This window comes from Pseudomonas sp. WP18, from assembly GCF_036689585.1.
GTDB lineage: Bacteria > Pseudomonadota > Gammaproteobacteria > Pseudomonadales > Pseudomonadaceae > Aquipseudomonas > Aquipseudomonas chlororaphis_E.
In genome coordinates this window covers 4,865,808-4,890,788 of sequence record NZ_CP144758.1, presented here as the reverse complement: position 1 = coordinate 4,890,788, position 24,981 = coordinate 4,865,808, and the positions used below count along the sequence as shown (strand labels likewise).

Here is a 24,981-nt window from a genome sequence, read left to right as displayed (position 1 = left end):
CTTGTGGACAAATCTTGTAACTATTGGTGGCATCAACATGACTTTGTTTTCACAAAGAGATGACATGCCGATTCATAAGGTGGGGCCCATCTGTAATGGAGGCCCCCTCAATGTCCAAACCCATCAAGCTGGATTTTTCCGAGAAATACGACGAGCAGCATGCTCGCAAATATTTCCATAAGCATCGCAGCGGCATAAGTCGTCGCCTGTCCAACCAGCGGGATCAACAGCTGGCTCGCCGAGCGTTGGCGCTTGTCGGCGATCCGGGGCTGGTGTTGGACCTGCCTTGCGGTGCCGGGCGTTTCTGGCCTTTGCTGGCCGAAAAACCGAACCGGGTGATCATTGGCGCCGACAATTCCGAGGCCATGCTCAAGACGGCCATGACATCTCAACCGGCCGATGTGGTGAAACGGGTACAACCCTTGCACACATCTGCGTTCGACATTGCCTTGCCTGATAACGCCGTCGACAGCATTTTTTGCATGCGGCTGCTGCACCACATCGGTGAATCCGCGCACCGCCTGGCGATCCTCAAGGAATTCGAGCGGGTCAGCCGCGACAGCGTGATTGTTTCATTGTGGGTCGACGGTAATTTCAAGGCCTGGAAACGCAAGCGCCAGGAACGCACCCGTGGGCAGAAAGACTACCAAAATCGATTTGTGTTACCGGTTGCTACAGTAGAAGAGGAATTTCGCCAGGCCGGGTTCCGTATTCAGGAACGACTGGATTTCCTACCGCTCTATGCCATGTGGCGAGTTTACGTATTACGCAAGAGGTAAAAGCATGGTTGTGCAGGTAGCAGAGGCATCAGGTATCCCCCGCGACAGTTTCGATTATTTTTGGAGCTTGCAGGGTGAGTGGGTGGAGGAGCCCAACGTACGACGTGGCGGCGAGAGCGGCGTACAACGGATCACCAGCAAGGACGGCGAGTTGCTGTATGCCAAGCGCCAGACCGGGCACATCTATCGCAGTTGGCTGCACCCGTTCGGGCGTCCGACGGTATTACGCGAGCAGGACGCGCTCCTGGCGTTGCCTCGACTCAATGTCCGGGTGCCCGAGCTGGTGTTCTGTGGAGCCCAGCCGGACCCCGAGCATAAATGGCGGGCGTTATTGGTGACCCGTGCGCTCGAAGGTTTCGAGGAGATCGAACACTGGTATGCCGGTGGCGGTCGCGAGCGTCATGGCGAAGCGGTGCATGACCAGATCCTCCAGGAACTGGCCGGGAACCTGGCCCGCATGCACAGGGGGCGTTGGCAACACAGCTGCATCTACATCAAGCACGTCTTCGTGCGCGTGACTGGGGAGGGCGAGGCGGCCAAGCCGGAGGTGGCGCTGCTGGACCTGGAGAAGTGCCGCCGGCGCATGACGGCCCGGCAGGCGGCCTCCCATGACATGAAGCAGTTGCGGCGCCATTCGTCGTTCAGCGACGCCGACTGGAAAAAACTCGTCTACTTTTACGAGACGGCGTTTGGCAGCGCTATCAAAGGTTTATAGCGATGAAACTAGAAATTGCTAGAGGTGTGTTTTTAGTTGGAGCCCTGGCAGTTGCGTCGATGGCGGTGGCTGTGTGGGAGCAGCCACGCTCGCAGATCCTCAACGTTTCCAAGGTGGATGCGCAGTGCCCTTTGCCACGGGTGGCAAAGGTCAGCGAAGTGACCCGGCCGGACAATGACCTGCTGCTGTTCATGTTCAGTCTTTCCCAAGGGATGAGGCCGCAGAGTTGAGGATGATGATGTCTAGATAAAGGCCTCGCATATGCGAGGCCTTTATCTTTGGGCGTTTGATTTTCATCCGTCACGGCTGGATCTGTGGCGAGGGAGCTTGCTCCCGTTCGGCTGCGAAGCCGTTGCCGTGGGGAGACCGTTGGTCGGAGGGGACCGCTTCGCGCTCCAGCGGGAGCAAGCTCCCTCGCCACAAGAGCCAAAGCCAAAGCCAAAGCCAAAGCCAAAGCCAAAGCCAGAGCCAGAGCCAGAGCCAGAGCCAGAGCCAGAGCCAAGAGCTAGAGGCCCCAGCGCAAAAGATCAGAGACTGGCGTGTTCTCGGTTCTTGTCCGGTTTGGCCAGCAGCGTGTAGACGCAGGGCAGCACGAACAGGGTGAACAAGGTGCCAATCGACATCCCGGTGGCGATGACCGTGCCGATGTCGAAGCGGCTCACCGCCCCTGCGCCTGTCGCGAGGATGAGCGGTACCATGCCGAATACCATTGCCGCGGTGGTCATCAGCACCGGCCGTAGACGGATCGAGGCGGCCTGTTCCACGGCTTCCCTTGGGCTCAGGCCCTGTTCCTTGCGCAACTGGTTGGCAAACTCGACGATCAGGATGCCGTGCTTGCTGATCAGGCCGATCAGCGTCACCAGGCCCACCTGGGTGTAGATGTTCATGCTTGACCAGCCCAGGAAGAGCGGAATCAAGGCGCCGCAAATCGACAGAGGCACCGTCACCAGGATCACCAGCGGGTCGCGGAAGCTTTCGAACTGGGCGGCCAGCACCAGGAAGATGATCGCCAGGGCCAGGCCAAAGGTGACCCACAGGGCGCTGCCTTCCTGTACGAACTGTCGCGAAGCCCCGGCGTAATCGAAGGCGAACCCTGCCGGCGCTTCTTCCCGGGCGATCTGGCGGACCGTTTCGATGGCTTCACCCATGCTCACGACGGGAAAGCCCGAGATCGTGACCGCATTGAGCTGCTGGAACTGGTTCAACTGCCGTGGCCGTGCCCGGTCGCTGACCTTGATCAGGGTCGACAGCGGCAGCAGTTCGCCCAGGGTGTTCTTCACGTAGTAGTTGTTCAGCCAGTCGGGGTTGTCGCGAAACGGCCGTTCAACCTGGGCGATGACCTTGTAGCTGCGTCCTTCGAGGGTGAAGCGGTTGATCTCGGCTTCCCCCAGCAGGGTCGCGAGGGTGCCGCCCAGGTCCTGCATCGAGACGCCCATCTGGGCCGCCTTGGCGCGGTCGATATCGACCACGACTTCAGGTTTGTCGAACGCCAGGTCGATGTCCATGAAGGCGAACTTGCCGGACGCCATCGCGCGGTTCTTCACCCGTTCGGCGATTTGCAGCAAGGTGGCGTAATCCTTCGGAGAGTTGATGACGAAGGCGAACGGCAGGCCTTCGCCGGTGCCCGGCAGCGATGGCAGGTTGAAGCCGAAGATCTGCAAGCCGGGGATGCTTTCGAGCTTGGCCTGGACCTCGGGCAGGATTTCCATCTGGGTGCGGCTGCGCTCGTTCCAGGGCTTGAGCAGGAAGCCGCCGATGCCGGACTGTACGCCGTTATAGCCGTTGATCTGGAACGAGGAGTAGTACTCGGGGAACTCCTTGAAGATCGTGATGAAGTGATCGGTGTAGGCGTTCAGGTAGTCGAGGTTGGTCGTCTTCGGGGAGTTGGCCATCATGAAGATGATGCCCTGGTCCTCGTCGGGGGCCAGTTCGGACTTGGTGAACATGATCAGCACCGGGATCAGGAGCAGGATGATCACGGCGAACACCAGCACCACCGGGCGCGCATCGAGGGTGCCATGGAGCATGCGCTGGTAGCGGCCCTTCAGGCGTTCGAAGACCATGTCGAGGCGGTGGGCCAACCCCGTGGGGTTTTCGTCGTGGCGCAGCAGCATGGCGCACATCATGGGCGACAGCGTCAGGGCGACGATCCCGGAAATCACCACCGCCCCGGCCAGGGTGAGGGCGAACTCCTTGAACAAGGCCCCCGTCAGCCCTTCGAGCAGGCCGATCGGCGCATACACCGCCGCCAGGGTGATGGTCATCGAGACCACCGGCATGGCGATTTCCCGTGCACCTTCCAATGCGGCGTCGAAGGGGCTCTTGCCTTCCTCGATGTGCCGGTGGATGTTTTCCACCACCACAATGGCATCGTCCACCACCAGGCCGATGGCAAGCACCATGGCCAGCAGCGTCAGCAGGTTCATCGAGTAGCCCATCAACTGCATGAAGAACATCACGCCGATCATCGACAGCGGGATGGTCACCACCGGGATCAGCACCGAGCGCAGGGCGCCCAGGAACAGGAACACCACGACGATGACGATCAGCACCGCCTCGAACAGGGTCTTCACCACTTCGTCGATGGAGGCCTGGATGAACAGGGTGGCGTCGTAGGCGATCTCGGCCTTGAGGTTGGTCGGTAGCTGGGCCTCCAGCTCCGGCATGAGCTTGCGCACCTCCTTGATCACGTCCAGCGGGTTCGCGCCAGGCGTGGCCTTGATCCCGATGTACACCGACGGCGTACCGCCGAAGGAGCTGATGGTGTCGTAGTTCTCGGCGCCCATTTCCACCCGCGCCACATCCCGCAGCAACACGCGGCTGTCGCCCTCGGTCTTGAGTGGGATCGCGGCGAAGGCCTCGGCGGACTTGAGTTCGGTGTTGGCGTTGATGCTGGTGACCACGTACTCGCCTTTTACCTCGCCGGCGGCGGAGAGGAAGTTCTGCTGGCGCACGGCATTGGTCACGTCGGTGGCGGTCAGGCCGAAACCGGCGAGCTTGACGGGATCGAGCCACAGGCGCATGGCGAAGACCTGGTTGCCGAGGATCTCGGCTTCGGCCATGCCCGGCAACGTCGCCAGCTTGGGCTGGATCACCCGTGACAGGTAGTCGGTGATCTGCGGGTTGTTCAGTTCCTTGCTGAAGAAGCTGATGTACATCAGCGCGGAGGCGTCGGCGGCCTCACGGCTGAGTACCGGGTCCTCAGCGTCCTGGGGTAACTGGTTCTTGACCTCGTTGGCCTTGGCCAGCAGTTCGGTGAAGAGCCGGTCGCTGTTGGAACCGATGCGGGCGTAGACCGAGATCACCGAGAAGTTCTGGCGACTGACCGAGGTCATGTAGTCGATGCCTTCGGCACTGGCCAGGCTTTGCTGCATCGGCTGGGTGATGTAGCCCTGGATGGTCTCGGCGTTGGCCCCGGGGTAGGCGGTGGTCACCGTGATCAGGGCGTTTTCCATCTGCGGGTACTGGCGCAAGGGCAACTTGCTCCAGGCCTGGAAGCCCAGCAGCACGATCAACAGGCTGACCACGGTGGCGAGCACCGGGCGGCGGATGAACGGATCGGTAAAAGCCATGGGAATTCCTTGATCAGTCCGCGCGCGGCGGGCTGTTCTGTTCGGTCAGGGTCTTGTCGTCGCCGATGGCGATGGTCGTACCGTTGTCGAGCTTGATCTGGCCGGCGATCACGACCTGTTCACCGCTCTGCACGCCCTTGGAAACCAGGACCTTTCCATCACGGCGCTCACCGGTCTCGACGAAGCGCCGCTCGGCGATCAGCACCGGCTGGTCCTTGTCATCCTTCTCGACGCTGCCGTCGGCGGCCTTCTTTTGCGTGACCACGTACATGGAGTTGCCATAGAGGGTGTAGGTCACGGCGCTTTCCGGCACGACGACAGCATTGGCCACCTCCGGCAGGATCACCTGCAGGTCGGCGAACATGCCCGGCAGCAGCTTGCCATCGGGGTTGGCCAGGGTCGCGCGCACCAGCACATTGCGGGTGCTGTCCTCGACCTTGGGGTTGATCGCGCTGATGGCGCCGACGAAGGTTTGCCCGGGATAGGCCGCTACGGTGACATTGACCGGCTGGGCAACGGCAAGCCTGGGCACCGTTTGCTCGGGCACGTAGAAATCCACATACAGGCTGCTGAGGTCTTGCAGGGTGGCGATGACCGTGCCGCTGGCCAGATAGTCGCCGACGTCCACCCGGCGAATGCCGATGGTGCCGTTGAAGGGCGCGAGGATCTGTTTCTTGGCCAGCGAGGCCTTGAGTTGATTGACCGTGGCCTGGTTCTTTTTCATTTGCGCCGAGAGTCGGTCGAACTCGCCCTTGGAAATCGCCTGGCTGCCGACCAGTTGTCGGCCGCGTCCGAAGTCCAGTTGCGACAGGCCTAGATCGGCCTCGGCGGTTTGCAGCAAGGCACTTTCGACGTCGCTGTCGAGTTGCAGGAGCGGTTGGCCGACCTTGACCTTCTGCCCGGACTGGAACAGCACCTTCTGCACGGTCCCGGAATTTTCCAGGCTCAGGTCGACGCCTTGCAAGGCCTTTAGGCTGCCGACGGCGGGCAGGCGGGCCTGCCAGGGCTGCTCGGTAGCCGTGGCCACGGCCACGCTGACCGGTGGTTTCGGCGCAGAAAACATCTGGATCTGCTGGTAGACGGAGAAGGCCTTGTAGCCGGCCAGCAACAGCACCACCAGCAGGACAACACCCAACATGATCAGCATGCGGCGTCGCAGCATGTTCCACTTCCTTGGAAAGAACCGAGAGAAAAGATAATCAGGCGGGCACATTACTCCGAGTGCGGCGGGGTTTCCAGACGGACATGGGCGCTGTGTCGTGTGGGATTATTCCTGGATTTACGGGCGCTTGGCGCCCGTAAGCTGCACATTGGCTTCAGACCAGATGCAAATGGTTGTCCCAGAGCCCTGCGGGCAGATCCAATGGCTTTGCAACCAGTTGTGTCTGCCGACAATCGTAGTAGCGGCAACGCCCCTGACCCGACGTGACGACGAAACCGTCGGCCACGGCGCCCACGCCCGCGCAGTCTGGCAGGGGGGCATCCAGGCGCGCTTCACCGGTGTCCAGGTCCCAGATGAAGAAGCGGTTGCCACGGGGTGCGGTCAGGGCTACCAGGCGCAGCTCGCTGTGCACGGCGACACTGGCGGTGTAGTGCCCCATCGCCTGCAATTGCTGCTCGGGCACCGGGAAGGCCTGGAACGGCTCGCCCGGTCGCTTGATCGCCACCAGTTGCGAAGACTCGTGGGCATCGCCCATGAACTGCTGGCCGGAAACGATGGTGCCGTCGCTGGCGATGCCCAGGTGCCTCACGCTGTTCATCGACTGGGGCAGGGTTTCCTTGCTTAGCAGCGTGCCGTCACGCTGCATCAGCACCAGGCTCGGTTCCATGGCATCGAGGTTCATCTCGACCCGGCTCTCGGCTTCGGTCCGGATGCCACCGTTCGCCACCACCAGGGTCTCGCCGTCGGGCATCCAGGACACCTGGTGCGGGCCGATGCCGTGGGTGGAGATTTCGCCGCTGTGGACCAGCCGTTCGCCTTCGAATCGGTACACGCCCAACAGGCCGCGCCCCGGATCGCGGGTATCGTTCTCGGTGGCGTACAACCACTCGCCGCCGCGGTGGATCACTGCGTGACCATAGAAATGCCGGTCGGGCAGCGAGGTGACGGTTTGCAGCAGCGTACCGTCGCGCAGGTCGATCAGGTAGCTTTCGGTGCCTGGGCGACGGGCGACGAACAAGGCGATCGGCCGGGTGGGGTGGTTGATGATGTCGTGGCAGCGCTGGCCGACCTGGGTGGCGAACGCCCGACTGCCGTCCAGTCGATAGCCCACGGCGTAATGCCGGCCATCACCATCGTCCCGCGCCGAAAGCAGCAGCGGTTGCTTGTCCTTTTGCTTGAACAGCGTCCAGCCACCCAGGGTAACGGCGCCGAGCAGCAAGCTGCCCAGGGCCAGGGCCTGACGTCGAAGCATGATCAGTCACCGTCGTTGGCGTTGAAGCCCAGTTGAACGCCCAACGCCTTGGCCAGTTCGCCTTCGTGCAGGCGGTGGACGACGTTGAGGCTGTCGTACAAATCGTTGAGTTGCTGGCGCCCGGCGTCGTCGTTGAGCATTTCGGTCAGCGAACGCTGGCTGCTGGCGAACAGTTTCAGTGAGGCATCGTAGGCGGCATCGATCTTGTCGGCCAGTGGCTTCTGCTCGCTGGGCAACAGGCCGCGCAGACCCTTGTTGTCCACGCCTGCCCAGACGGTCCGGGCCGCGCTCAGGCTGGCTTCCAGGCCTTGCAGCGACGACTGGCTGCGCCAGGCGTCGGCCTGGAACGGTTGCGGCACCCCTTTGCTCTGGCGGCCCATTGGCGTGCCGAGTTTTTTCTTCAGGGTGTCGAGGGCGGTGACCTGGACCCGCAGCAGATCGGCGATGGCTTCATGGGAGTCGGCGTAACGCTGGTTCGGGAACTTGCTCATCTGGGCGAGCATGCCGTCGTTGGTGTTCCAGCGCGACAGGATTTCTTCGGCCAGTTGTTTCTGGCGTTCGCCGATGGCGATCAGCAACGGGCAGTACTTGGCCTTCTGCGTGGCGTCGGCCATGTCGATCTTGGCGTCGAACAGCAGGTACTCGTAGGCCGACAGGCCCTGGACCACGACACTGGACTTGGCCAGGCCAGCGGCGTCGATCTGCGGTTCGCTATTGATCAGTTGCTCGACCTGACGGCCCACCAGGTTTTTCTTGTCCGGCCAGAACTGGACCTGCCAGGCACGGTTGCCTTCGGCCAGCGGGCCGATCAGCAGCGGTTGCAACTCGGCCCAGGCTTTCTGGGCCTTGAGGAAGTCGGCGCGGGCGGTTTCCAGAGTTTCCTTGCCTTGGCAAAACGCCAGGGCACTGCTCGCCAACTGCCGGTCGGCGTCGACCCAGCGGCTGTAGGTCGGCAGGATCACTTGCTTGGCGATGGCCGCCGAGGTGACCGCTTGCGGGTCCTGGGGCGAGCAGGCGCCGAGGGCCAGGGCGGCGAGGCTGGTGAACAACAGCTTGGGACGGAACATGTCGGGCTCCCGTGGTCGGAGAATACGTTTAAAGGGAATTCAGGAAGGCCAGCAACGCGGCGCGTTGCCCGGCATCGAACGATAGAACCTGGCGCTGCGCCGCTTGTGCTTCGCCGCCATGCCACAGCACGGCTTCGAGCAGGTTGCGGGCGCGCCCGTCATGCAGGAACTGGGTATGGCCGTTGACGGTTTCGGTCAGGCCGATTCCCCACAACGGCGGCGTGCGCCAGTCGCGGCCACCGGCCTTGAATTCGCTGCGGTTGTCAGCCAGGCCCTCACCCATGTCGTGCAACAGCAAGTCGGTGTAGGGGCGGATGACCTGGTTGGCCAGCTCCGGCTCGGCCGCATTGGCGGACGTGGTGTATTTGGGTGTGTGGCAGGACTGGCAGCCGGCCTGGAAAAACAGATTCTTGCCCGCCAGCACGTCGGGCGAATTCACCTCGCGGCGGGCTGGCACGGCGAGGTTGCGGCTGTAGAACAGCACCAGCCGAAGGATGTTGTCGCTGACCTCCGGCTCACCGTCCGGGCCGTTGCCATTGGGCGCTCGCCGGCAATCGACCTGGGTTTCGGTGCAGTCGTCGAAGGGACGCAGGCGGGTGGTCAGGCCCATGTCGCCCGAGAAGGCGTGGACATTCTGCTGGTTGAGGTTGGGTTGCCCGGCCTTCCAGCCGAATCGCCCCAGAACGGTTTTCTGCTGGGCATCGTCCCAGACCTGGTTGGGGCGGCCCGCGATGCCGTTCTTCGCCTGCGCTTGGGCCTGGGCGTTCGCCAGGATGGCTTGCTCGGGGATGGCCTCCAGCAACCCAAGGCCGATCATCGGCGGTGCGACGCGGGCGGAGAAACGCGTGTCCGGGTGCATCGGCCCGTAGCCGAGCTGGGTGATCTGCAGGGTGGGCTTGCGCAGTTCGACCAGGGTGCCGTCCTTGAAGCGTACCGGGACGGGGCTGTAGTCGACCCGCACCTTGCCTTCGGGCACCACGCCGGGCACGGACATGTCCTGCAACTGGCCGCCATAGACCGGTTCGGGCACCACCCCCAACTGTTCGATGACCTTGGCGTAGGGCGGCGCGTCGGGAATCGACAGGCGCACCAGCATGGACACCGCCGTGGTGGCGTCCGGCGCGGGTGGATGACCGCGACCGTCCTTGATGTGGCAGTTCTGGCAGGCGTTGGTGTTGAACAACGGCCCGAGGCCATCGCGGGCGGTGGTGGTCGACGGGGCGATCACCCAGGGGCTGCGGAAGAAGCTGTTGCCGACGCTGAAATCCACGCGCCTCGACGGCGGCAGGTTGGCCGAGGGCAGGGAGAAGGCGTTCTGGTCGGTCTTGCGGACCGTCGCTGCGCCACCGGACCGCGCTTCACCGGGCTCGGCCTGGGTAAAACGCGGGGCATCGTCGCAGGCACTCAGGCCCAGGGCCATGAACAGTGCGCATAGACGAAGAGGCAACGACGGCATCGGGCAACCTGGGAGATGAATGAAACGAGGGCGCAGAGTCTAACAGGGCGGGGCAGTTTGAATAAGAGGGATTATCGTTTGGTTCAGTGCGACGGACACGGTTTCATGTGGGAGCGGGCTTGCTCGCGAAATCGGTGGGTCAGGTTGCGTGGATGCTGGCTGCGCTGGTGTCTTCGCGAGCGAGCCCGCTCCCACAGGGCGCCGCGTTCGCCGCAGGCCCTGTGTGGAGCAGCGTAGCCAATCGCTTAAGGCTGAACGACCGCGCCGGGCACCAATGGCAGCTCCAGGCTGGCGATGAAGCCGCCCCCAGGATGATTGGCCAGCACCAGCGCGCCACCGTGACGCTCGGCGGCGCGGCGGGCGATGGCCAGGCCCAGGCCGTGGCCGGCGGCGGTCTGCCCGGGCGCGCGGTAGAACGGTTCGCCCAACTGGCCCAGGTGTTCGGCTTCCACCCCCGGCCCATGGTCACGCACGCTGATGATGATCCGCTCCCCCTGGCGCAGCGCGCGCATTTCGATCGGCTGGCCGACGGGGTTGAAGCGCTGGGCGTTGCGCAGCAGGTTGTCCACGGCCCGTTCGATCATGGTCGGCCAGCCCTTGAGGTTCAGGTTCGGCTCAGCGTTCAACTGCACGCTTTGTTCTGTCGACGCCAACTGCGCATCTTTTTGCAGGTTGACCAACAGGCTGTTCAGCTCGATGTCCTCGGCGCTGGCGTTGTCGGCATCGACCCGGGCCAGGACCAGGATCTCACTGATCAGCGCTTCCAGGCGGTCGCATTCGCGGGTCAGGCGCGGCCAGAGTTTTTCGCGTTCCTCGGGGCTTGCCCGTTCCGCCAGCGCCAGGGCAATGCGCAGTCGCGCCAGGGGCGAACGTAACTCGTGGGATACGTCGCGCAACAGTTGCCGCTGGCTGCCGATCAGGCTTTGCAAGCGGGCCCCCATGCGGTTGAAGTCGGTGGCCAGCACGCCGAACTCGTCTCGCCGGGCAGCCAGCTTGGCCAGGCTGTTCTGTTGGTAGGTGGCCTGGCCGAGGTCGTGCACTGCGCCCCGCAGGCGGCTCAATGGGCGAGTGATGGAGAGCGTCACCAGCAGGCTGAACAAGGTCAGCACCACCAGCGCGATTCCCAGGGCACTGAGGGGCCAGAGCAGGCTTCCACGGTGCCAGGCATCCAGTTCGGGGTGGGGAATGCGATAGATGAACAGGTACGTGTCGCCGCTCTTGGCGCTGGTGAATTCGTCGGTCAGCCGCCGCCAGGGCAGGCGCCGGTCGTCGTTGTTCTGCCGGGCCTCGAACGCCGCGGCGCGACGCGGGAAGGTGCCGCGCACCACCGGGTCGCCGCTTTCGTTGAGCACCTGGACGTCGATGTGGTACTGGCGCTTGCGCTGTTGCAGGATCTCTTGCGCGGCGTCCTCGCCCTGGCTTTCATAGGTTTGCGTCCATTCTTCAGCCAGGGTGTTGAGCCCCGGGTGGCGACTGAGGATCCATGCGTCCTGGTTTAGCATGTGGCCCATGAGAATAGACAGCCCGGCAACCAGGGCGATGGCCAGCCAGAAACTGGCCAGGATGCGCCAGAACAATGAACGCACGGTAAATCCTCGAAAACAAAGAAAGCCCAACGGCGGTTTGCCGTTGGGCTGGATGACTTCAGCGCATTATTGCGCTTTTTGCGGCTGTTGCGCTTTCCAGGCCTTGAATTCGGCCCATTCGGCGCGACGCTCGGCCTGTTTCTTCTGGATCGCGTCGAACTCTTTCTGTTGTTCAGGCTTGAGCAGCCCGCGGATCTGGGCGTCGACTTTTCCATGCCGGGCCGCCATTTCGTCCTGCATGGCCTTCTGATCGGCGGGCGACAACTTGGCCAGGTACTTTTCTACCAGCTCGCGGCGTTCGTGGCGTTGTTCGTCCATGATCTTGCGGATCTGCTGGCGCTGTTCGCGGCTCAGGTCCAGTTGGCTGTACGGGCCTTTGTCGTGCATCTGGCCACCGTGACGCGGGCCGTCCATCGGGCCCATCGGGCCGGGGCCTTCAGGCATGGCCATGGCAACGGTGGGCAGGGCAGCTGCGAACATCAGAGCGATAAGGGTCTTGCGCATGGTGTTTCTCCTTGTCTCGTTCCCGGTCAGTTCCGGATGTGTGCAGATTACGCAGAGCAAGGTCAGCGGCGGTCAGGGGGGCGTAAAGCTTGGGTAAAGACGGTTGGGTGCGAGCCTGACAAAACAGGCGATACAAATCCCTGTGGCGAGGGGATTTATCCCCCGCTGGGCTGCGCAGCGGCCCCCTGAGGTCTGCCGGATATAACCGGGAGTCAGAAAGACTTTGGGGGCGCTTCGCACCCCAGCGGGGATAAATCCCCTCGCCACAAGGGGATCGGTTCAGAGGCTGTAGTAATAGCCTCGGCTGCGCAGCGCCACGATGCGCGGGCGGCCGTCGGGGTGGGGGCCGATTTTCTTGCGCAGGTTGCTGACATGCATGTCGAGGCTGCGATCGTAGAGGGTGAGCTTGCGGCCCAGGGCGATCTGCGCCAGTTCCTGCTTGTCCAGCGGCTCGCCCGGTTGCTTGAGCAAGGCTTCGAGCAGGCGGCTTTCGGAAACGGTGAGGGTCTGTTCCTGTTCGTCGATGCTGACCACGCCGCGTACCGGGCTGAAGGTCAGGTCGCCCAGTTCGATCTGGCTGGACACTGCCGTCGGGTGGCTGCGACGCAACACGGCGCGCAGGCGGGCGGTGAGTTCACGTGGGTCGCAGGGCTTGGCCAGGTAATCGTCGGCGCCCAGCTCCAGGCCCAGGATGCGGTCCAGCGGTTCGCCCCGGGCCGAGAGCATCACCACCGGCAATTCCGGGTGGTCGTTGCGCAATTGCTTGAGCAGTTCCAGGCCGCTGCCATCGGGCAGCATCACATCCAGCACGACCGCCGCGGGGGAGGCCTCGGCCAGCGCCTTGCGGGCACTCTGGCCATCGTGGCAGGCCCGGACCTGAAAACCTTCCTGGCCCAGCCAGCTCACCAGGAGCTCACACAGCTCCTGGTCATCATCTATCAGTAACAGCTCGCTCATGACTCACTCAATTTAGCCATTGCCGACGTCGTCTGCGTCCACCGCTGGCAAAGATACCGCAGAGCAGGGCCAATAGCGCTACCCCGGCACCAATCACGAACCATTGTTGCTGATCGGTCAGCAGCCGCGGCAGCGGGCTCGCCTGGGCTTCTTTGAGTTGCAGTTTCAGGCGCTGGTTTTCCTGGCGCAACCGGCCCAGCAAGGCACTTTCGCGCTCGCCGTCGGCGTTTTGCAGTTGTTTGCTCAGTTCTTCACGCTGGCGCTCGCTGTCTTTCAAGCGCTGTTGCAGCTCGGCGATCTGGCTACCGGCGCTCAGGGACAAGGGCGCCGAATGACTGCCCTCGGTGCTTTCCTCGCCATGGGCGGGGGCCCCGATCGCCAACGTGACCAACAACAGGCACAACGGACCTTTGCGCATTGCAACTCCTGGATTCCAATCGAGATTAGACAGGTTGTCGGCAGGCAAACGAGAACAATGAGCAATTGAGCGCAATGAGCCGTGCAGGCTCATTGCACCTGGGGGATTTACGGCAGGACTTGCTTGAACGGCTTGACCACGACGCTGGCGTAGACGCCGGCCTTCACGAACGGGTCGGCCTCGGCCCAGGCTTGCGCGTCGGCGAGGGAGTCGAACTCGGCCACGGTCAGGCTGCCGGTGAAACCGGCGGCGCCCGGGTCATTGCTGTCTACGGCCGGATGCGGGCCGGCCAGCACGACGCGGCCTTCGGCGGTGAGCTGTTGCAGGCGCTCAAGGTGCGCGGGGCGAGTGGCCAGGCGTTTTTCCAGGGAGTTGGCGACGTCGGTGGCAATGATTGCGTAGAGCATGTCAGTCCTCGGTGTTTGGCGTGGTGGTGTCGGTATCGTGCAAGTGACGGGACAGGTAGATGCCCTGGCCAATCAGGAACAATAGCGTCATGCCCAGGCTGCCGAAGACCTTGAAGTCGACCCAGTAGTCCTGGAATGTGAACGCCACGAACAGGTTGGCGGCCCCGCAGAACAGGAAGAAGGCGATCCAGGCGATGTTCAGCCGGGTCCAGATCACGTCCGGCAGGCTCAGGGCGTGGCCCATGATGCGCTTGATCAGCAGGCGGTCGCCGATGAAGTGGCTGCCGATGAAGGCCAGGGCGAACAGCCAGTTGACCACCGGGGCTTTCCATTTGAGGAAGGTTTCGCTGTGGAAGGCCAGGGTCAGGCTGCCGAACACCAGGCAGGCGATCAGGGTCAGCCACTGGCTCTTTTCCAGCTTGCGCTGGGAGATGAACAGCGCGCCGTAGACCACCAGGGAACTGATGATCAGCACCGCGGTGGCGCTGTAGATACCGCCTACGGTCAAGGATTGACCAGCGATGTCGACGCTGCGCGGATCAAGTTTGTAGACGACGAAAAACAGCAGCAGCGGGATGAAATCGATGAATTGTTTCACAGTGGCAGCCAGGAGCGGGATGTGGCGGCATAATAACAAACATCCTTGGCCGCGATAGGGCCAGCTGATTTGAGGTAACAAACTCTCGTGAATGTTGATTTGCACTGCCATAGCACGGCCTCCGATGGCGCCCTGGCGCCTGCGGTTCTGGTGGCGCGGGCGTTCGAGCACGGCGTGCGAGTCCTGGCCCTAACCGACCACGACACCCTCGAAGGCCTCGATGAGGCCCGCGACGCCGCCACGGCGTTGGGCATGCAACTGGTCAACGGGGTCGAGCTGTCCTGCACCTGGGGCGGGGCGACCATTCACGTGCTGGGCTATGGTTTCGATGTGAATGCGCCAGCGCTGGTCGAGGCCCTTGCGCAACTGCGCGACGGCCGCTGGCTGCGGGCGCAGGAGATCAGCCGCAAGCTCGAGCTCAAGGGCATGCCCGGTGCGCTGGAGGGCGCCCGGCAGGTCCAGCAGGAACTGGGCGACAGCGGTAACGCGCCGGCCCGGCCGCACTTTGCCGACTGGATGGTGCGCGAGGGGTTCGTCAAGGATCGCGCCGAGGCGTTTCGCAAATGGCTGGGGGCCGGCAAGCTGGGGGACGTCAAGCAGCATTGGCCGACCCTGGAAGAGACCGTCCAGACCCTGCGAGCGGCGGGTGCCTGGGTCAGCCTGGCGCATCCGTGGCACTATGATTTCACCCGTAGCAAGCGTCGCCGCCTGGTTGCCGACTATATTCAAGCAGGGGGCCATGCCATCGAGGTGGTCAATGGTCACCAACCGGCCGAGCAGGTCGGCAGCCTGGCGATCCTGGCCCGTGAATTCGGTTTGCTGGTGAGCGCCGGAAGTGATTTCCATGGCCCTGGGGGCTGGTCCGAGATCGGCGAATATCGCCCGTTGCCGGAAGATCTGCCACCACTATGGTGTAGATTCAAACATGATCCCGTTACCGCCGCCGTCTGAACAGGTAGAACACGTGAGTCAATTTTTCCAGATTCATCCGGAAAACCCGCAACCGCGCCTGATCAAACAGGCCGTCGAGATCATCCGTAGCGGTGGCGTGGTGGTCTATCCCACCGACTCGGCCTACGCCATCGGTTGCCAGATCGGTGACAAGAACGCCGTCGAACGGGTTCGACGCCTGCGCCAGCTCGACGACAAGCACAACTTTGCGTTGATCTGCAGCGACCTGTCCCAGCTGGGCCTGTTCGCCAAGATCGACACTGGCACCTTCCGCCTGCTCAAGGCCCACCTGCCGGGGCCGTACACCTTCATTCTCAACGCCACGCGGGAAGTGCCGCGGCTTTTGCTGCACCCGAAGAAACGCACCATCGGCCTGCGGGTGCCGAGCCACCCCATTGCCCTGGCGCTGTTGGCCGAGCTGGGCGAGCCGCTGATGAGCGTGACGCTGATCATGCCCGGTGACACCGAGCCGATGACCGACCCCTACGAGATTCGCCAGTTGCTTGAGCACCAGGTCGAGCTGATCATCGACGGTGGCTTCGGCGGCATGAAGGCGTCCACCGTGATCAACCTGGCCGACGGCGAGCCGCAGGTGGTGCGGGTCGGCTGCGGCGATCCGGCCCCGTTCATGGCCGAGGCCTGAATGTCGGCTGTGCAAACCCCTGTGAACAGCGCGGACAGCCAGGCCGGTGCGCAACAGGAGCTGCCGTTCGCCATGGTCTACGGCCAGGCGGTCCTGGAAATGCCCCTGGACCTGTACATTCCGCCGGACGCGCTGGAAGTGTTCCTCGAAGCCTTCGAGGGCCCGCTCGACCTGCTGCTGTACCTGATTCGCAAGCAGAACATCAACATCCTCGACATCCCGGTGGCGGAAATCACCCGCCAGTACATGGGGTATGTCGAGCTGATGCAGTCGGTGCGCCTGGAGTTGGCGGCCGAGTACCTGGTGATGGCGGCCATGCTCGCCGAGATCAAGTCGCGGATGCTGTTGCCGCGTTCGGCCGAGGTCGAGGAAGAAGAGGACGACCCGCGCGCCGAATTGATCCGCCGCTTGCAGGAGTACGAGCGCTTCAAGGTGGCGGCGGAAGGCATCGACGGCTTGAGCCGTGTCGGCCGCGACGTGCTGGTGCCCAAGCTGGATGCGCCCGAGGCCCGGGCACGCAAGTTGTTGCCGGATGTCAGCCTGGAAGAGCTGCTGATGTCCATGGCCGAGGTCCTGCGCCGAGGCGATATGTTTGAAAGTCACCAGGTCAGCCGCGAAGCGCTGTCCACCCGCGAGCGCATGAGCGACGTGCTGGAGCGGCTTAAAGGCGGCGGCTTCGTGCCGTTCGTCGAGCTGTTCACCGCCGAGGAAGGGCGGCTGGGCGTGGTGGTGACGTTCATGGCGGTGTTGGAATTGGTCAAGGAATCCTTGGTCGAGCTGGTGCAGAATGAGCCGTTCGCAGCGATCCACGTGCGGGCACGAGCCGAATAACGAGCAAATCAATGAATCTGACTGAACCCCGCGAGCTGGCCCCCTTGCTTGAAGCTTTCCTGTTGGCTTCGGGAAAGCCGCAATCGATGGAGCGCCTGTTCGAGCTTTTCGAGGAAGGCGAGCGGCCAGAGCCGGCCGTGTTCAAGAAAGCCCTGGCGCTGCTGGGTAAATCCTGCGAGGGACGGGCCTTCGAGCTCAAGGAAGTGGCGTCTGGCTATCGCCTGCAGATCCGCGAGAAGTTCGCCCCCTGGGTCGGGCGCCTGTGGGAAGAGCGGCCGCAGCGCTATTCCCGGGCCATGCTCGAAACCATGGCGCTGATTGCCTATCGCCAGCCCATCACCCGCGGCGAGATCGAGGATGTGCGTGGCGTGGCGGTCAACAGCCACATCGTCAAGACGCTGCTAGAGCGGGAGTGGATCCGCGTGGTCGGCTATCGCGACGTGCCGGGCAAACCGGCGATGTTCGCCACCACCAAGGCCTTCCTCGATCATTTCAACCTGAAGAACCTGGATGACTTGCCGCCCTTGGCCGAGCTTCGGGAAATCGAGCCTGAGCCGGTGCTGGAGTTCGACGATGCACCTGTGCCCCAGGGCCTGCAGGACCTGGCCGATGCCAGCGCCGAGCCGGAGGAGCCCAAGGAGGAGACCAGTTTCCACTCATTGCTGCTGGAACTGGACACCATGGAGGAGGGCCTGAAGACCGATTTCGACGACCTGCTGCGCGAGGGCCCGGGGCCTGAAGGCGAGACGGATGAGTTGCCTGAGCCTGACAGCGAGTCGGAACCTGAGCCAGAGCCAGAGCCGGAAGAAGACATCCTCGGCGTGGCCGAAGCCCGGGAAAAACTGCTGGCCGCCGTCGCCGCCCTTCAACCGCCGGAACTCGAATTGAGCGACGAAGAAGCCGAAGCCCGCGCCCTGGCTGAAGCGATCGAAAACGAACGGCGCGAGTTCGACGACTGATCCGATTTTTTGGTGATTAGACCTCCGCCATCGCGAGCAAGCTCGCTCCCACAATTGATCTTCAGTGTTCATGGGGTCCGAATACCCACAGAACCCTTGTGGGAGCGAGCTTGCTCGCGATAGCGGTGGGTCAGTCAATGAAGAGGGTGATGTGAATGACGCCTTCGCGAGCAAGCCCGCTCCCACATTGGAGGGTGCGGCGTGTCACCGGTCGGCGGAAAAAGCGTCGGGCGTTCGTCGATCAGCTAGTCTCTGATGCGCAAACGTCTCAACGAGCGTATGATTCGCGACCCTTTGGCGATCCCTTCGCCATGGACCTGTTTTCAACGCGTCAGGCCACGCCTGGCCGACCACACCGGGAGGTGCCCAGAATGAAAGACCAAGACCAGAACGACAGCCAGGAAATCCGTCCAGCCGGCGAGAAACTGCAGAAAGTCCTCGCCCGTATCGGCGTCGGTTCGCGCCGTGACGTGGAAACCTGGATCACTCAGGGCCGCATCAAGGTCAACGGCAAAGACGCCACCTTGGGCCTGCGTGTCGACATGCATGACGCCATCACCATCGATGGCAAGGTGATCAAGCGCGAAGAGGCCGCCGAAACGGTGCGCCGCGTGATCATGTACAACAAGCCCGACGGTGAGATCTGCACCCGTGACGACCCGGAAGGCCGTCCGACCGTGTTCGACAAGATGCCGCGTCCCAAGGAAGGTCGCTGGATCAACATCGGTCGCCTCGACATCAACACCACCGGCTTGCTGATGTTCACCACCGACGGCGAGCTGGCCAACCGCTTGATGCACCCGTCCTACGAAATGGACCGCGAATACGCCGTGCGTGTACGGGGCGAAGTCGATGACGAGATGATCGAGCGCCTGAAGGCCGGCGTCGTGCTGGAAGACGGCCCGGCGCGTTTCACCGACATCAAGCAGGCGCCCGGCGGTGAAGGTTTCAACCATTGGTACCACTGCGTGGTGATGGAGGGCCGTAACCGTGAAGTGCGCCGCTTGTGGGAATCCCAGGGGCTGGTGGTCAGTCGCCTGAAGCGCGTGCGTTTTGGCCCGGTGTTCCTCAACTCCGACCTGCCGATGGGCCGCTGGCGTGAAATGAGCCAGTACGAAGTCGACATCCTGGCTGCCGAAGTGGGCCTCACGCCCGTGGCAATGCCGCAGATGACCGCCAAGAGCAAGGACAAGCTGGAGCGGATGCAGCGCAAGTCCTCGCGGCCGATGGCCAAGACCGAACGCGTGCGCACCCTGCGTCCGCCAGTCGAAGGTGCGGCGCCTGGCCCGCGTCCTTCGCGCGAGCCGCAGATCGAAGGCGAGCGTCCGGCGCGCAAACCGGCGCCTCGCCAGGATGGCGAGCGCGGCCCACGCAGCCCGCGTCCGGCTAACGGTCGGGCCGAGCGCGGCGAAGGCCGCAGTGCTCCGGCAGGTCGTGGCACCCCAGTTGCCGATCGCCCGGCCGACACCAAGCGTCCAGCCAAGCCGGCGCCGAAGAAGCGCCCTGGCATCGCGCTGGTGGACCGTGACGCGCCTTCGGGCAAGCGTCGTGGGGCACCGGCCGGTTCGGGACAGCGTCCAGGCTTCGGGCGCCGCAAGCCCGAGTGAGGCCGCGTTGAGGTTCTAGCTGCAAGCGGCAAGAAAAAACGCCAACCGTTGGGTTGGCGTTTTTTTTGGGTTCGGCTTAAGGGGTGGGGTGCTGATGAAACCGCTTTCGCGGGCAAGCCCGCTCCCACATTGGGGCGGCGGCGTTCAAAGATCTTCCATTCACTGAGATCAACTGTGGGAGCGGGCTTGCCCGCGAAGGGGCCAGCCGCCTCAACCACTCTTTGCCAGACCTCCCTCGCTTGCCGCTCGAAGCTGCCCTTAAAGCGGCTTCTAAAGCACAAACCGCCCATCGAACATCGCTTCATTGTCCAGCGCCAGCACACCACTTTCGAAAATCAGGTCCAGGTGATGGCTGCCCTTGGCCCCGCCGCCTAGCCCCAGGTGCAGGCCGCAATGACGTTCCTCGAAGCCGGCGTTGCGCGCGTACAGGCTTTTGATCCCTTCATTGGTGCCGATTCCCAGTTCCTCGATGCGACGGTTGGACGGATTGGCGTCCAGGTATTTGTTGAAGTCGTGTTCCAGGCCCGGCACGTCGGTGGCGATTTTCTGAATGGTGGAGTCTTCGATCCACAGCTCCAGCGGCGATTGCAGCACACCGTACTTGCGCGCAAACGGGATGGTGCTGAGGAACGTGCCGACGAATTTGACCCGGCCGTTGATGGTGTCGCTGTGAGTGGCGATTTCACCGGGGGCCAGGTCGTAGTTGCCCACGCCGTTGATGTCGGTCCACTTCTTCACGCTGTCCAGGGCCGTGTCGAAATACGAGCCGTGCTCATCCTGGAAGCTCAACGTCGTGGCTTGGGACATGCGCCGGATCAGGTGACTGTTGAGCCCGGCGATCCGCTGGGGGATGACGCTGAAGGTGTCGTAGAAATAATCGCCGTAGTCCTTGAACAGCAGCGATTTCCTCCAGTTGTCCGCCATCACGCCTTGCAGCGCGCGAACAAAGTCCGGGCCGTCCGGGCGGGGGTTGGGCAGGGTGGAGGAGTCGTAGAAGAAAATGTACAGATCGCTGTCGGCAATGGCCTTGGACAGGCGCTCCGTGGATTCGAGGTCCAGGCGCATGGCACTGAACTGCAAAGGTGAACCGCTGCCCGCCTGTTCGACGATGGCGCCGGTCAGTGCCTCGTAGTCGGCGGTGTGGCCGAGCAAGACCTTGGCGGGCTGGATGCCGGCCAGGGCTGGATGGTGATCGAGGTAGTAAAGGAAATGTGAGATGGCTCGTTGTGTGTCCATGCTTGTTCTTCCCTGACAAATCTATTTGGCTTCCCTGACAACGGCAAAAAGTGGCGGAGTCGACCGGCCGGACCGCCTCCGCCGGGCTGTGCCTACAGAGGCCACATCGCCGTGCCGAACGGAACGACCGCGTCGGCTTGCATCATTTCAACAGCGGCTTCATGGGTTGGCGCTTCAAACCATTCGTCCAGTTGCAGTTCGGTTTCCAAGTCTTTGTCCAGTGTTTGCATAGTGAATCTCCTAGAGGACTTTTACGGAAATGAGCGGGCCGATCGGCGAGTGGAAACTGGCCGCAGGGGGCACCGCAAAACTTGTCGGCACGATGCCTTGGCAAGTCGGTGAAAACCTAGTCGAGGGTTTTTTGGAATGCAAAAAATAATTTTTATTTTTTCAGATGAACTTTTTGTTCCATTTTCGGCGGGTTTTTTTGCTGAGGTAAAACAATTGGCTGTGAGGTTTATTCATTAGCTAGCTTCCTACCGTCAATTTCCAGACGGATGACAGAAATTTCCTACATGGAAAAAATGCGTTACGCCTTGTAAAGAAAAGCTGACGAAAAGCCAGTGCCGCGTCGATCCCAAACACCTGTACCGACGAATGTAAGAAAAAGCTTCCATCAAGCCCTTCAAACGGAGTTTTCCAGGGAATGGGGCGCCTTGTTTCCGCTCCTGGGGCAGGGTCAGATGCGTGCCATGCCTTGTGAGGGTGTCTGGCGGCAAAAGGTCGGCGGTGTACAATGCGCCGCGTTTTACTGTGACCCTTCGCGTACCCACGCACCTTCAAGGTTATCCGCCTTGCTCATTCCGCCACGTCACAAGCGTGTCGGGTTCGATTTCGTCACAGATAAAAACAAACAGGTGACGCATGACCGTTGTAAATACGCTGAATTCCTGGTGCCTGCGCTGGGGTTTGATGGGCGCTGCTTGAAATCCATTTGAGCGGCAACGTCCTACGAACATCATCAAACCTTGCGTGAGACCCTTTTCATGAGTGGACAAAACTCGCATTCAGGCGAGCTGAAACGCGGCCTGAAAAATCGCCATATCCAATTGATCGCCCTCGGCGGCGCCATCGGTACCGGTCTGTTCCTGGGTTCGGCCGGGGTGCTGAAGTCGGCCGGTCCGTCGATGATCCTCGGCTACGCCATCTGCGGCTTCATCGCCTTCATGATCATGCGCCAGTTGGGCGAAATGATCGTCGAAGAGCCGGTGGCCGGTTCCTTCAGTCACTTTGCCCACAAGTATTGGGGCGGTTTCGCCGGCTTCCTGTCGGGTTGGAACTGCTGGATCCTCTACATCCTGGTGGGCATGTCCGAGCTGACCGCGGTGGGCAAGTACATCCACTACTGGGCGCCGGACATTCCGACCTGGGCTTCGGCGGCCGCGTTCTTCATCCTGATCAACGCCATCAACCTGGCCAACGTCAAGGTGTTCGGCGAGGCCGAGTTCTGGTTCGCCATCATCAAGGTGGTGGCGATTGTCGGCATGATTGCCCTGGGCAGCTATCTGCTGGTCAGCGGCCATGGTGGGCCGCAAGCGTCGGTGACCAACCTGTGGTCGCACGGCGGGTTCTTCCCCAACGGCGTCAGCGGCCTGGTGATGGCCATGGCAATCATCATGTTCTCCTTCGGTGGCCTGGAAATGCTCGGCTTCACCGCCGCCGAGGCCGACAAGCCGAAAACCGTGATCCCCAAGGCCATCAACCAGGTGATCTACCGGATCCTGATTTTCTACATCGGCGCCCTGGTGGTGCTGTTGTCCCTGACGCCTTGGGACAGCCTGCTGAGCACCCTCAACGCTTCCGGCGACGCCTACAGCGGCAGCCCGTTCGTGCAGGTGTTCTCGATGCTGGGCAGCAACACGGCGGCGCACATCCTCAACTTCGTGGTCCTGACCGCTGCGCTGTCGGTGTACAACAGCGGCACCTACTGCAACAGCCGCATGCTGCTGGGCATGGCCGAGCAGGGCGATGCTCCACGGGCCCTGGCCAAGATCGACAAGCGCGGCGTGCCGGTGCGCTCGATCCTGGCGTCGGCGGCGATCACGCTGGTGGCGGTGCTGTTGAACTACCTGATCCCGCAACACGCGCTGGAGCTGCTGATGTCGCTGGTGGTCGCGACCCTGGTGATCAACTGGGCGATGATCAGCTACTCACACTTCAAGTTTCGCCAGCACATGAACCAGACCGGCCAGGTGCCGCTGTTCAAGGCGCTGTGGTATCCCTACGGCAACTACATCTGCCTGGCGTTCGTGGTGTTCATCCTTGGCGTGATGTTGCTGATCCCCGGCATCCAGGTCTCGGTGTACGCGATTCCGGTGTGGCTGGCGTTCATGGGGGTGTGCTACGTGATCAAGAACAAGCGCAGTGCCCGTCAGGAACTGGCTGTGGCAGCGGCCAAGTAGGCGCCCCGAAACACACCAGACCCGGCCGCGTGCCGGGTCTGGTTTTTCTGGCTCACGCGATCCTTTGTGGGAGCGGGCTTGCCCGCGAAAGCGTCGTTACATTCAATGCTTCGTCGACTGACACAGCGCTGTCGCCAGCAAGCCCGATGCCACAGCAGGATGGGTGTTGCGCTGGCGATTCGGGGTATTCTTGGCGGCCTGAATACCGGACCTTTTCCCAATGCTGGCGATTTCCAACACCGTGCACATTCCCGACGCCGAGATCGAGCTGACGGCCATCCGCGCCCAGGGCGCCGGGGGGCAGAACGTCAACAAGGTGTCCAGCGCCGTGCACCTGCGCTTCGACATCCCGGCTTCGTCCTTGCCCGAGTTCTACAAGGAACGGTTGCTGGCCCTGCGCGACAGCCGCATCACCAGCGACGGTGTGTTGATCATCAAGGCCCAGCAATACCGCACCCAGGAACAGAACCGGGCCGATGCGCTGGAGCGCCTGGTCGAACTGATCCTCGGGGCCACCAAGGTCGAGAAGAAGCGGCGTCCCACCAAACCGACGCTGGGCTCGAAGAAACGTCGGCTGGAATCCAAGACCAAGCGCGGCTCGATCAAGGCCGGACGCGGCAAGGTGGATTTCTAGTTGCGCGTCCGTGCCTCGCGCTGCCTTGGCGCTTGCCGGTACAAGTACACGCTCAGGGCCAACCCGCCCAAGGCGGCCAGCGCCGCGAACAGGAAGATCGACGCGAAGCCAAAGCCTGCGGCAATGGCACCGGCCAAGGGACCGGTGATCCCCAGTGACAGGTCGATGAACAACGAATAGGCACCCACCGCCGCGCCGCGACTGGACGCCGGCACCAGGTTGACCGCCTCCACGCCCAACGCCGGGAACACCAGGGAAAAACCGAAACCGCTCAACGCCGCCCCCGCCAACGCCCAGTGGGCATCGGGCGCCAGCCATAGCAGCAACAGCCCCAGGACCTCCACCGACAGGCAGGCAATCGCCACGCGAAAGCCACCGAGGCGGTTGATCAGGTTGCCGAACAACAGCCGCGCACCGATGAAGCTGGCGCCGAACAGGCTCAGGCAGAGCACGGCGTTTTCCCAGTGCTGGGTGGCGTAGTACAGGGTGATGAAGGTGGCGATGGTGCCAAATCCGATGGAGCCCAGGGCCAGGCCGCAGCCGTGGGGCAGGACGCGACCCAGCACGTGCATGAAGGGCAGGCGTTCACCGGCGACGATGGGCGCGGCCAGTTTCGGCCAGGCCAATGCCAGGCCCAACGAGGCCAGCAGGATAATGCTGACGCCCATGCTCCACAGTCCCAGCGTATTGACCAGCCACACCCCCAGCGGCGCGCCGATCGCCAGCGCACCGTAGCTGGCAATGCCGTTCCAGGAGATGACCTTGGCGGTATTCGCCGCGCCGACCCGGCCAATCCCCCAGCCGATGGAGCCCGAGCCCACCAGGCTTTCGGCGCTGCCCAGCACCAGGCGGCCGATGAACAGGCTGGCCAGGCTGAGCATCGGCAGGCTCGGCGTCCAGGCCGACACCAGCATGAACACCCCGCTCAGCCCGCAACCGGCCAGGCCGATCATGACCGCGCGCTTGCTCCCCAGGTTATCGATGATCCGGCCCGCGTAAGGGCGGCTGAGCAGGGTGGCGAGGTACTGGACGCTGATCACCAGCCCGGCAATGACCGCACCGAAACCCAGCTCGCCATGGACGTACCCGGGCAGCACGGCGAGCGGGATACCGACGTTCAGGTAACCAATGAAGGTGAATAGGACGATGGAAACAACTTGCAGCGTGACCGCCAGGGGGCGCTGAGAATCTGACATGGGGAAAGGGTCCACGGAGCAGCAACAATAGATAGGCTGCTTATGATAA

At 62.7% G+C, this 24,981-nt stretch carries 24 protein-coding genes; 10 read left to right on the top strand and 14 right to left on the bottom strand.

The features are described from left to right. Positions 1–110 precede the first annotated feature (110 nt). The 3 genes from V5F23_RS21655 to V5F23_RS21645 are packed head-to-tail and all read left to right on the top strand — an operon-like array spanning position 111 to position 1,724. Positions 111–779, top strand: a complete 669-nt coding sequence (locus V5F23_RS21655; protein WP_123578439.1) for a class I SAM-dependent methyltransferase — start codon at positions 111–113, stop codon at positions 777–779. A 4-nt stretch (positions 780–783) separates the two neighbouring features. Beyond that, positions 784–1,494 carry a lipopolysaccharide kinase InaA family protein gene (locus tag V5F23_RS21650; protein WP_042729371.1) on the top strand — a complete coding sequence of 237 codons (711 nt, stop codon included), beginning with the start codon at positions 784–786 and terminating at the stop codon, positions 1,492–1,494. Between the two features lie 2 nt (positions 1,495–1,496). Continuing rightward, positions 1,497–1,724: a hypothetical protein gene (locus tag V5F23_RS21645; RefSeq protein WP_042729372.1), complete on the top strand. Its 228-nt coding sequence runs from the start codon at positions 1,497–1,499 to the stop codon at positions 1,722–1,724. Between the two features lie 297 nt (positions 1,725–2,021). Here V5F23_RS21645 and V5F23_RS21640 read toward each other — a convergent pair whose 3' ends face one another. From V5F23_RS21640 to V5F23_RS21590, 11 genes are all read right to left on the bottom strand, one after another. Then, positions 2,022–5,066 (bottom strand): multidrug efflux RND transporter permease subunit, encoded by a 3,045-nt coding sequence (locus tag V5F23_RS21640; protein ID WP_338496504.1) that lies wholly within the window; start codon positions 5,064–5,066, stop codon positions 2,022–2,024. A 13-nt stretch (positions 5,067–5,079) separates the two neighbouring features. Then, positions 5,080–6,228, bottom strand: coding sequence for an efflux RND transporter periplasmic adaptor subunit (locus V5F23_RS21635; RefSeq protein ID WP_042731592.1), 1,149 nt, complete (start codon positions 6,226–6,228; stop codon positions 5,080–5,082). Positions 6,229–6,382: 154 nt separating this feature from the next. After that, positions 6,383–7,480: a DUF1513 domain-containing protein gene (locus V5F23_RS21630; protein ID WP_212802954.1), complete on the bottom strand. Its 1,098-nt coding sequence runs from the start codon at positions 7,478–7,480 to the stop codon at positions 6,383–6,385. 2 nt (positions 7,481–7,482) lie between these two features. Further along, positions 7,483–8,547: an imelysin family protein gene (locus V5F23_RS21625; protein ID WP_053148091.1), complete on the bottom strand. Its 1,065-nt coding sequence runs from the start codon at positions 8,545–8,547 to the stop codon at positions 7,483–7,485. A gap of 28 nt (positions 8,548–8,575) precedes the next feature. Continuing rightward, the gene (locus V5F23_RS21620) at positions 8,576–10,003 is read right to left on the bottom strand and encodes a di-heme oxidoredictase family protein (protein WP_212802953.1); all 1,428 of its coding nucleotides are present in this window, start codon (positions 10,001–10,003) and stop codon (positions 8,576–8,578) included. A gap of 245 nt (positions 10,004–10,248) precedes the next feature. Continuing rightward, on the bottom strand, positions 10,249–11,589 hold the full coding sequence (locus V5F23_RS21615; RefSeq protein ID WP_042731588.1) for a HAMP domain-containing sensor histidine kinase: 1,341 nt from the start codon (positions 11,587–11,589) through the stop codon (positions 10,249–10,251). A 66-nt stretch (positions 11,590–11,655) separates the two neighbouring features. Further along, a complete protein-coding gene (locus V5F23_RS21610) occupies positions 11,656–12,093 on the bottom strand; it encodes a Spy/CpxP family protein refolding chaperone (protein WP_338496496.1) in 438 nt (145 codons plus the stop codon). Positions 12,094–12,372: 279 nt separating this feature from the next. Further along, on the bottom strand, positions 12,373–13,050 hold the full coding sequence (locus V5F23_RS21605; protein ID WP_042729507.1) for a response regulator transcription factor: 678 nt from the start codon (positions 13,048–13,050) through the stop codon (positions 12,373–12,375). Positions 13,051–13,057: 7 nt separating this feature from the next. Continuing rightward, complete coding sequence (locus tag V5F23_RS21600; protein WP_042729506.1) at positions 13,058–13,468, bottom strand: translation initiation factor 2; 411 nt, start codon at positions 13,466–13,468, stop codon at positions 13,058–13,060. 107 nt (positions 13,469–13,575) lie between these two features. Then, positions 13,576–13,875, bottom strand: coding sequence for a YciI family protein (locus V5F23_RS21595; protein ID WP_042729505.1), 300 nt, complete (start codon positions 13,873–13,875; stop codon positions 13,576–13,578). A gap of 1 nt (position 13,876) precedes the next feature. Then, entirely contained in the window at positions 13,877–14,473 is a 597-nt protein-coding gene (locus V5F23_RS21590; RefSeq protein ID WP_042729504.1) for a septation protein A, read from the bottom strand. Between the two features lie 87 nt (positions 14,474–14,560). Between V5F23_RS21590 and V5F23_RS21585 the strand changes: the two genes are divergently transcribed. The 5 genes from V5F23_RS21585 to rluB all read left to right on the top strand — a co-directional run bounded on the left by V5F23_RS21585 (position 14,561) and on the right by rluB (position 19,464). Continuing rightward, positions 14,561–15,424 carry a PHP domain-containing protein gene (locus tag V5F23_RS21585; protein WP_042729503.1) on the top strand — a complete coding sequence of 288 codons (864 nt, stop codon included), beginning with the start codon at positions 14,561–14,563 and terminating at the stop codon, positions 15,422–15,424. 13 nt (positions 15,425–15,437) lie between these two features. Continuing rightward, complete coding sequence (locus V5F23_RS21580) at positions 15,438–16,067, top strand: L-threonylcarbamoyladenylate synthase (RefSeq protein WP_042729509.1); 630 nt, start codon at positions 15,438–15,440, stop codon at positions 16,065–16,067. A 132-nt stretch (positions 16,068–16,199) separates the two neighbouring features. Continuing rightward, on the top strand, positions 16,200–16,898 hold the full coding sequence (locus tag V5F23_RS21575; protein WP_172679738.1) for a ScpA family protein: 699 nt from the start codon (positions 16,200–16,202) through the stop codon (positions 16,896–16,898). Between the two features lie 11 nt (positions 16,899–16,909). Beyond that, entirely contained in the window at positions 16,910–17,857 is a 948-nt protein-coding gene (gene scpB / locus V5F23_RS21570) for an SMC-Scp complex subunit ScpB (protein ID WP_047736581.1), read from the top strand. Between the two features lie 371 nt (positions 17,858–18,228). Continuing rightward, positions 18,229–19,464, top strand: coding sequence for a 23S rRNA pseudouridine(2605) synthase RluB (gene rluB / locus V5F23_RS21565; protein WP_042729500.1), 1,236 nt, complete (start codon positions 18,229–18,231; stop codon positions 19,462–19,464). Between the two features lie 270 nt (positions 19,465–19,734). Here the strand turns inward: rluB and V5F23_RS21560 are convergent, their stop codons facing one another. Continuing rightward, positions 19,735–20,700, bottom strand: coding sequence for a leucyl aminopeptidase (aminopeptidase T) (locus V5F23_RS21560; protein WP_042729499.1), 966 nt, complete (start codon positions 20,698–20,700; stop codon positions 19,735–19,737). 92 nt (positions 20,701–20,792) lie between these two features. After that, a complete protein-coding gene (locus tag V5F23_RS21555; RefSeq protein WP_042729498.1) occupies positions 20,793–20,930 on the bottom strand; it encodes a hypothetical protein in 138 nt (45 codons plus the stop codon). Between the two features lie 756 nt (positions 20,931–21,686). On the opposite strand from V5F23_RS21555, the gene V5F23_RS21550 reads away from it, so the two are divergent. After that, positions 21,687–23,102: an amino acid permease gene (locus V5F23_RS21550; RefSeq protein WP_047736580.1), complete on the top strand. Its 1,416-nt coding sequence runs from the start codon at positions 21,687–21,689 to the stop codon at positions 23,100–23,102. Between the two features lie 220 nt (positions 23,103–23,322). Next, a complete protein-coding gene (arfB, locus tag V5F23_RS21545; RefSeq protein WP_042729496.1) occupies positions 23,323–23,736 on the top strand; it encodes an alternative ribosome rescue aminoacyl-tRNA hydrolase ArfB in 414 nt (137 codons plus the stop codon). On the opposite strand, the gene V5F23_RS21540 is transcribed toward arfB, so the two are convergent. Continuing rightward, positions 23,733–24,932: an MFS transporter gene (locus V5F23_RS21540; RefSeq protein WP_042729495.1), complete on the bottom strand. Its 1,200-nt coding sequence runs from the start codon at positions 24,930–24,932 to the stop codon at positions 23,733–23,735. The genes arfB and V5F23_RS21540 overlap by 4 nt on opposite strands. Positions 24,933–24,981: the final 49 nt, after the last annotated feature.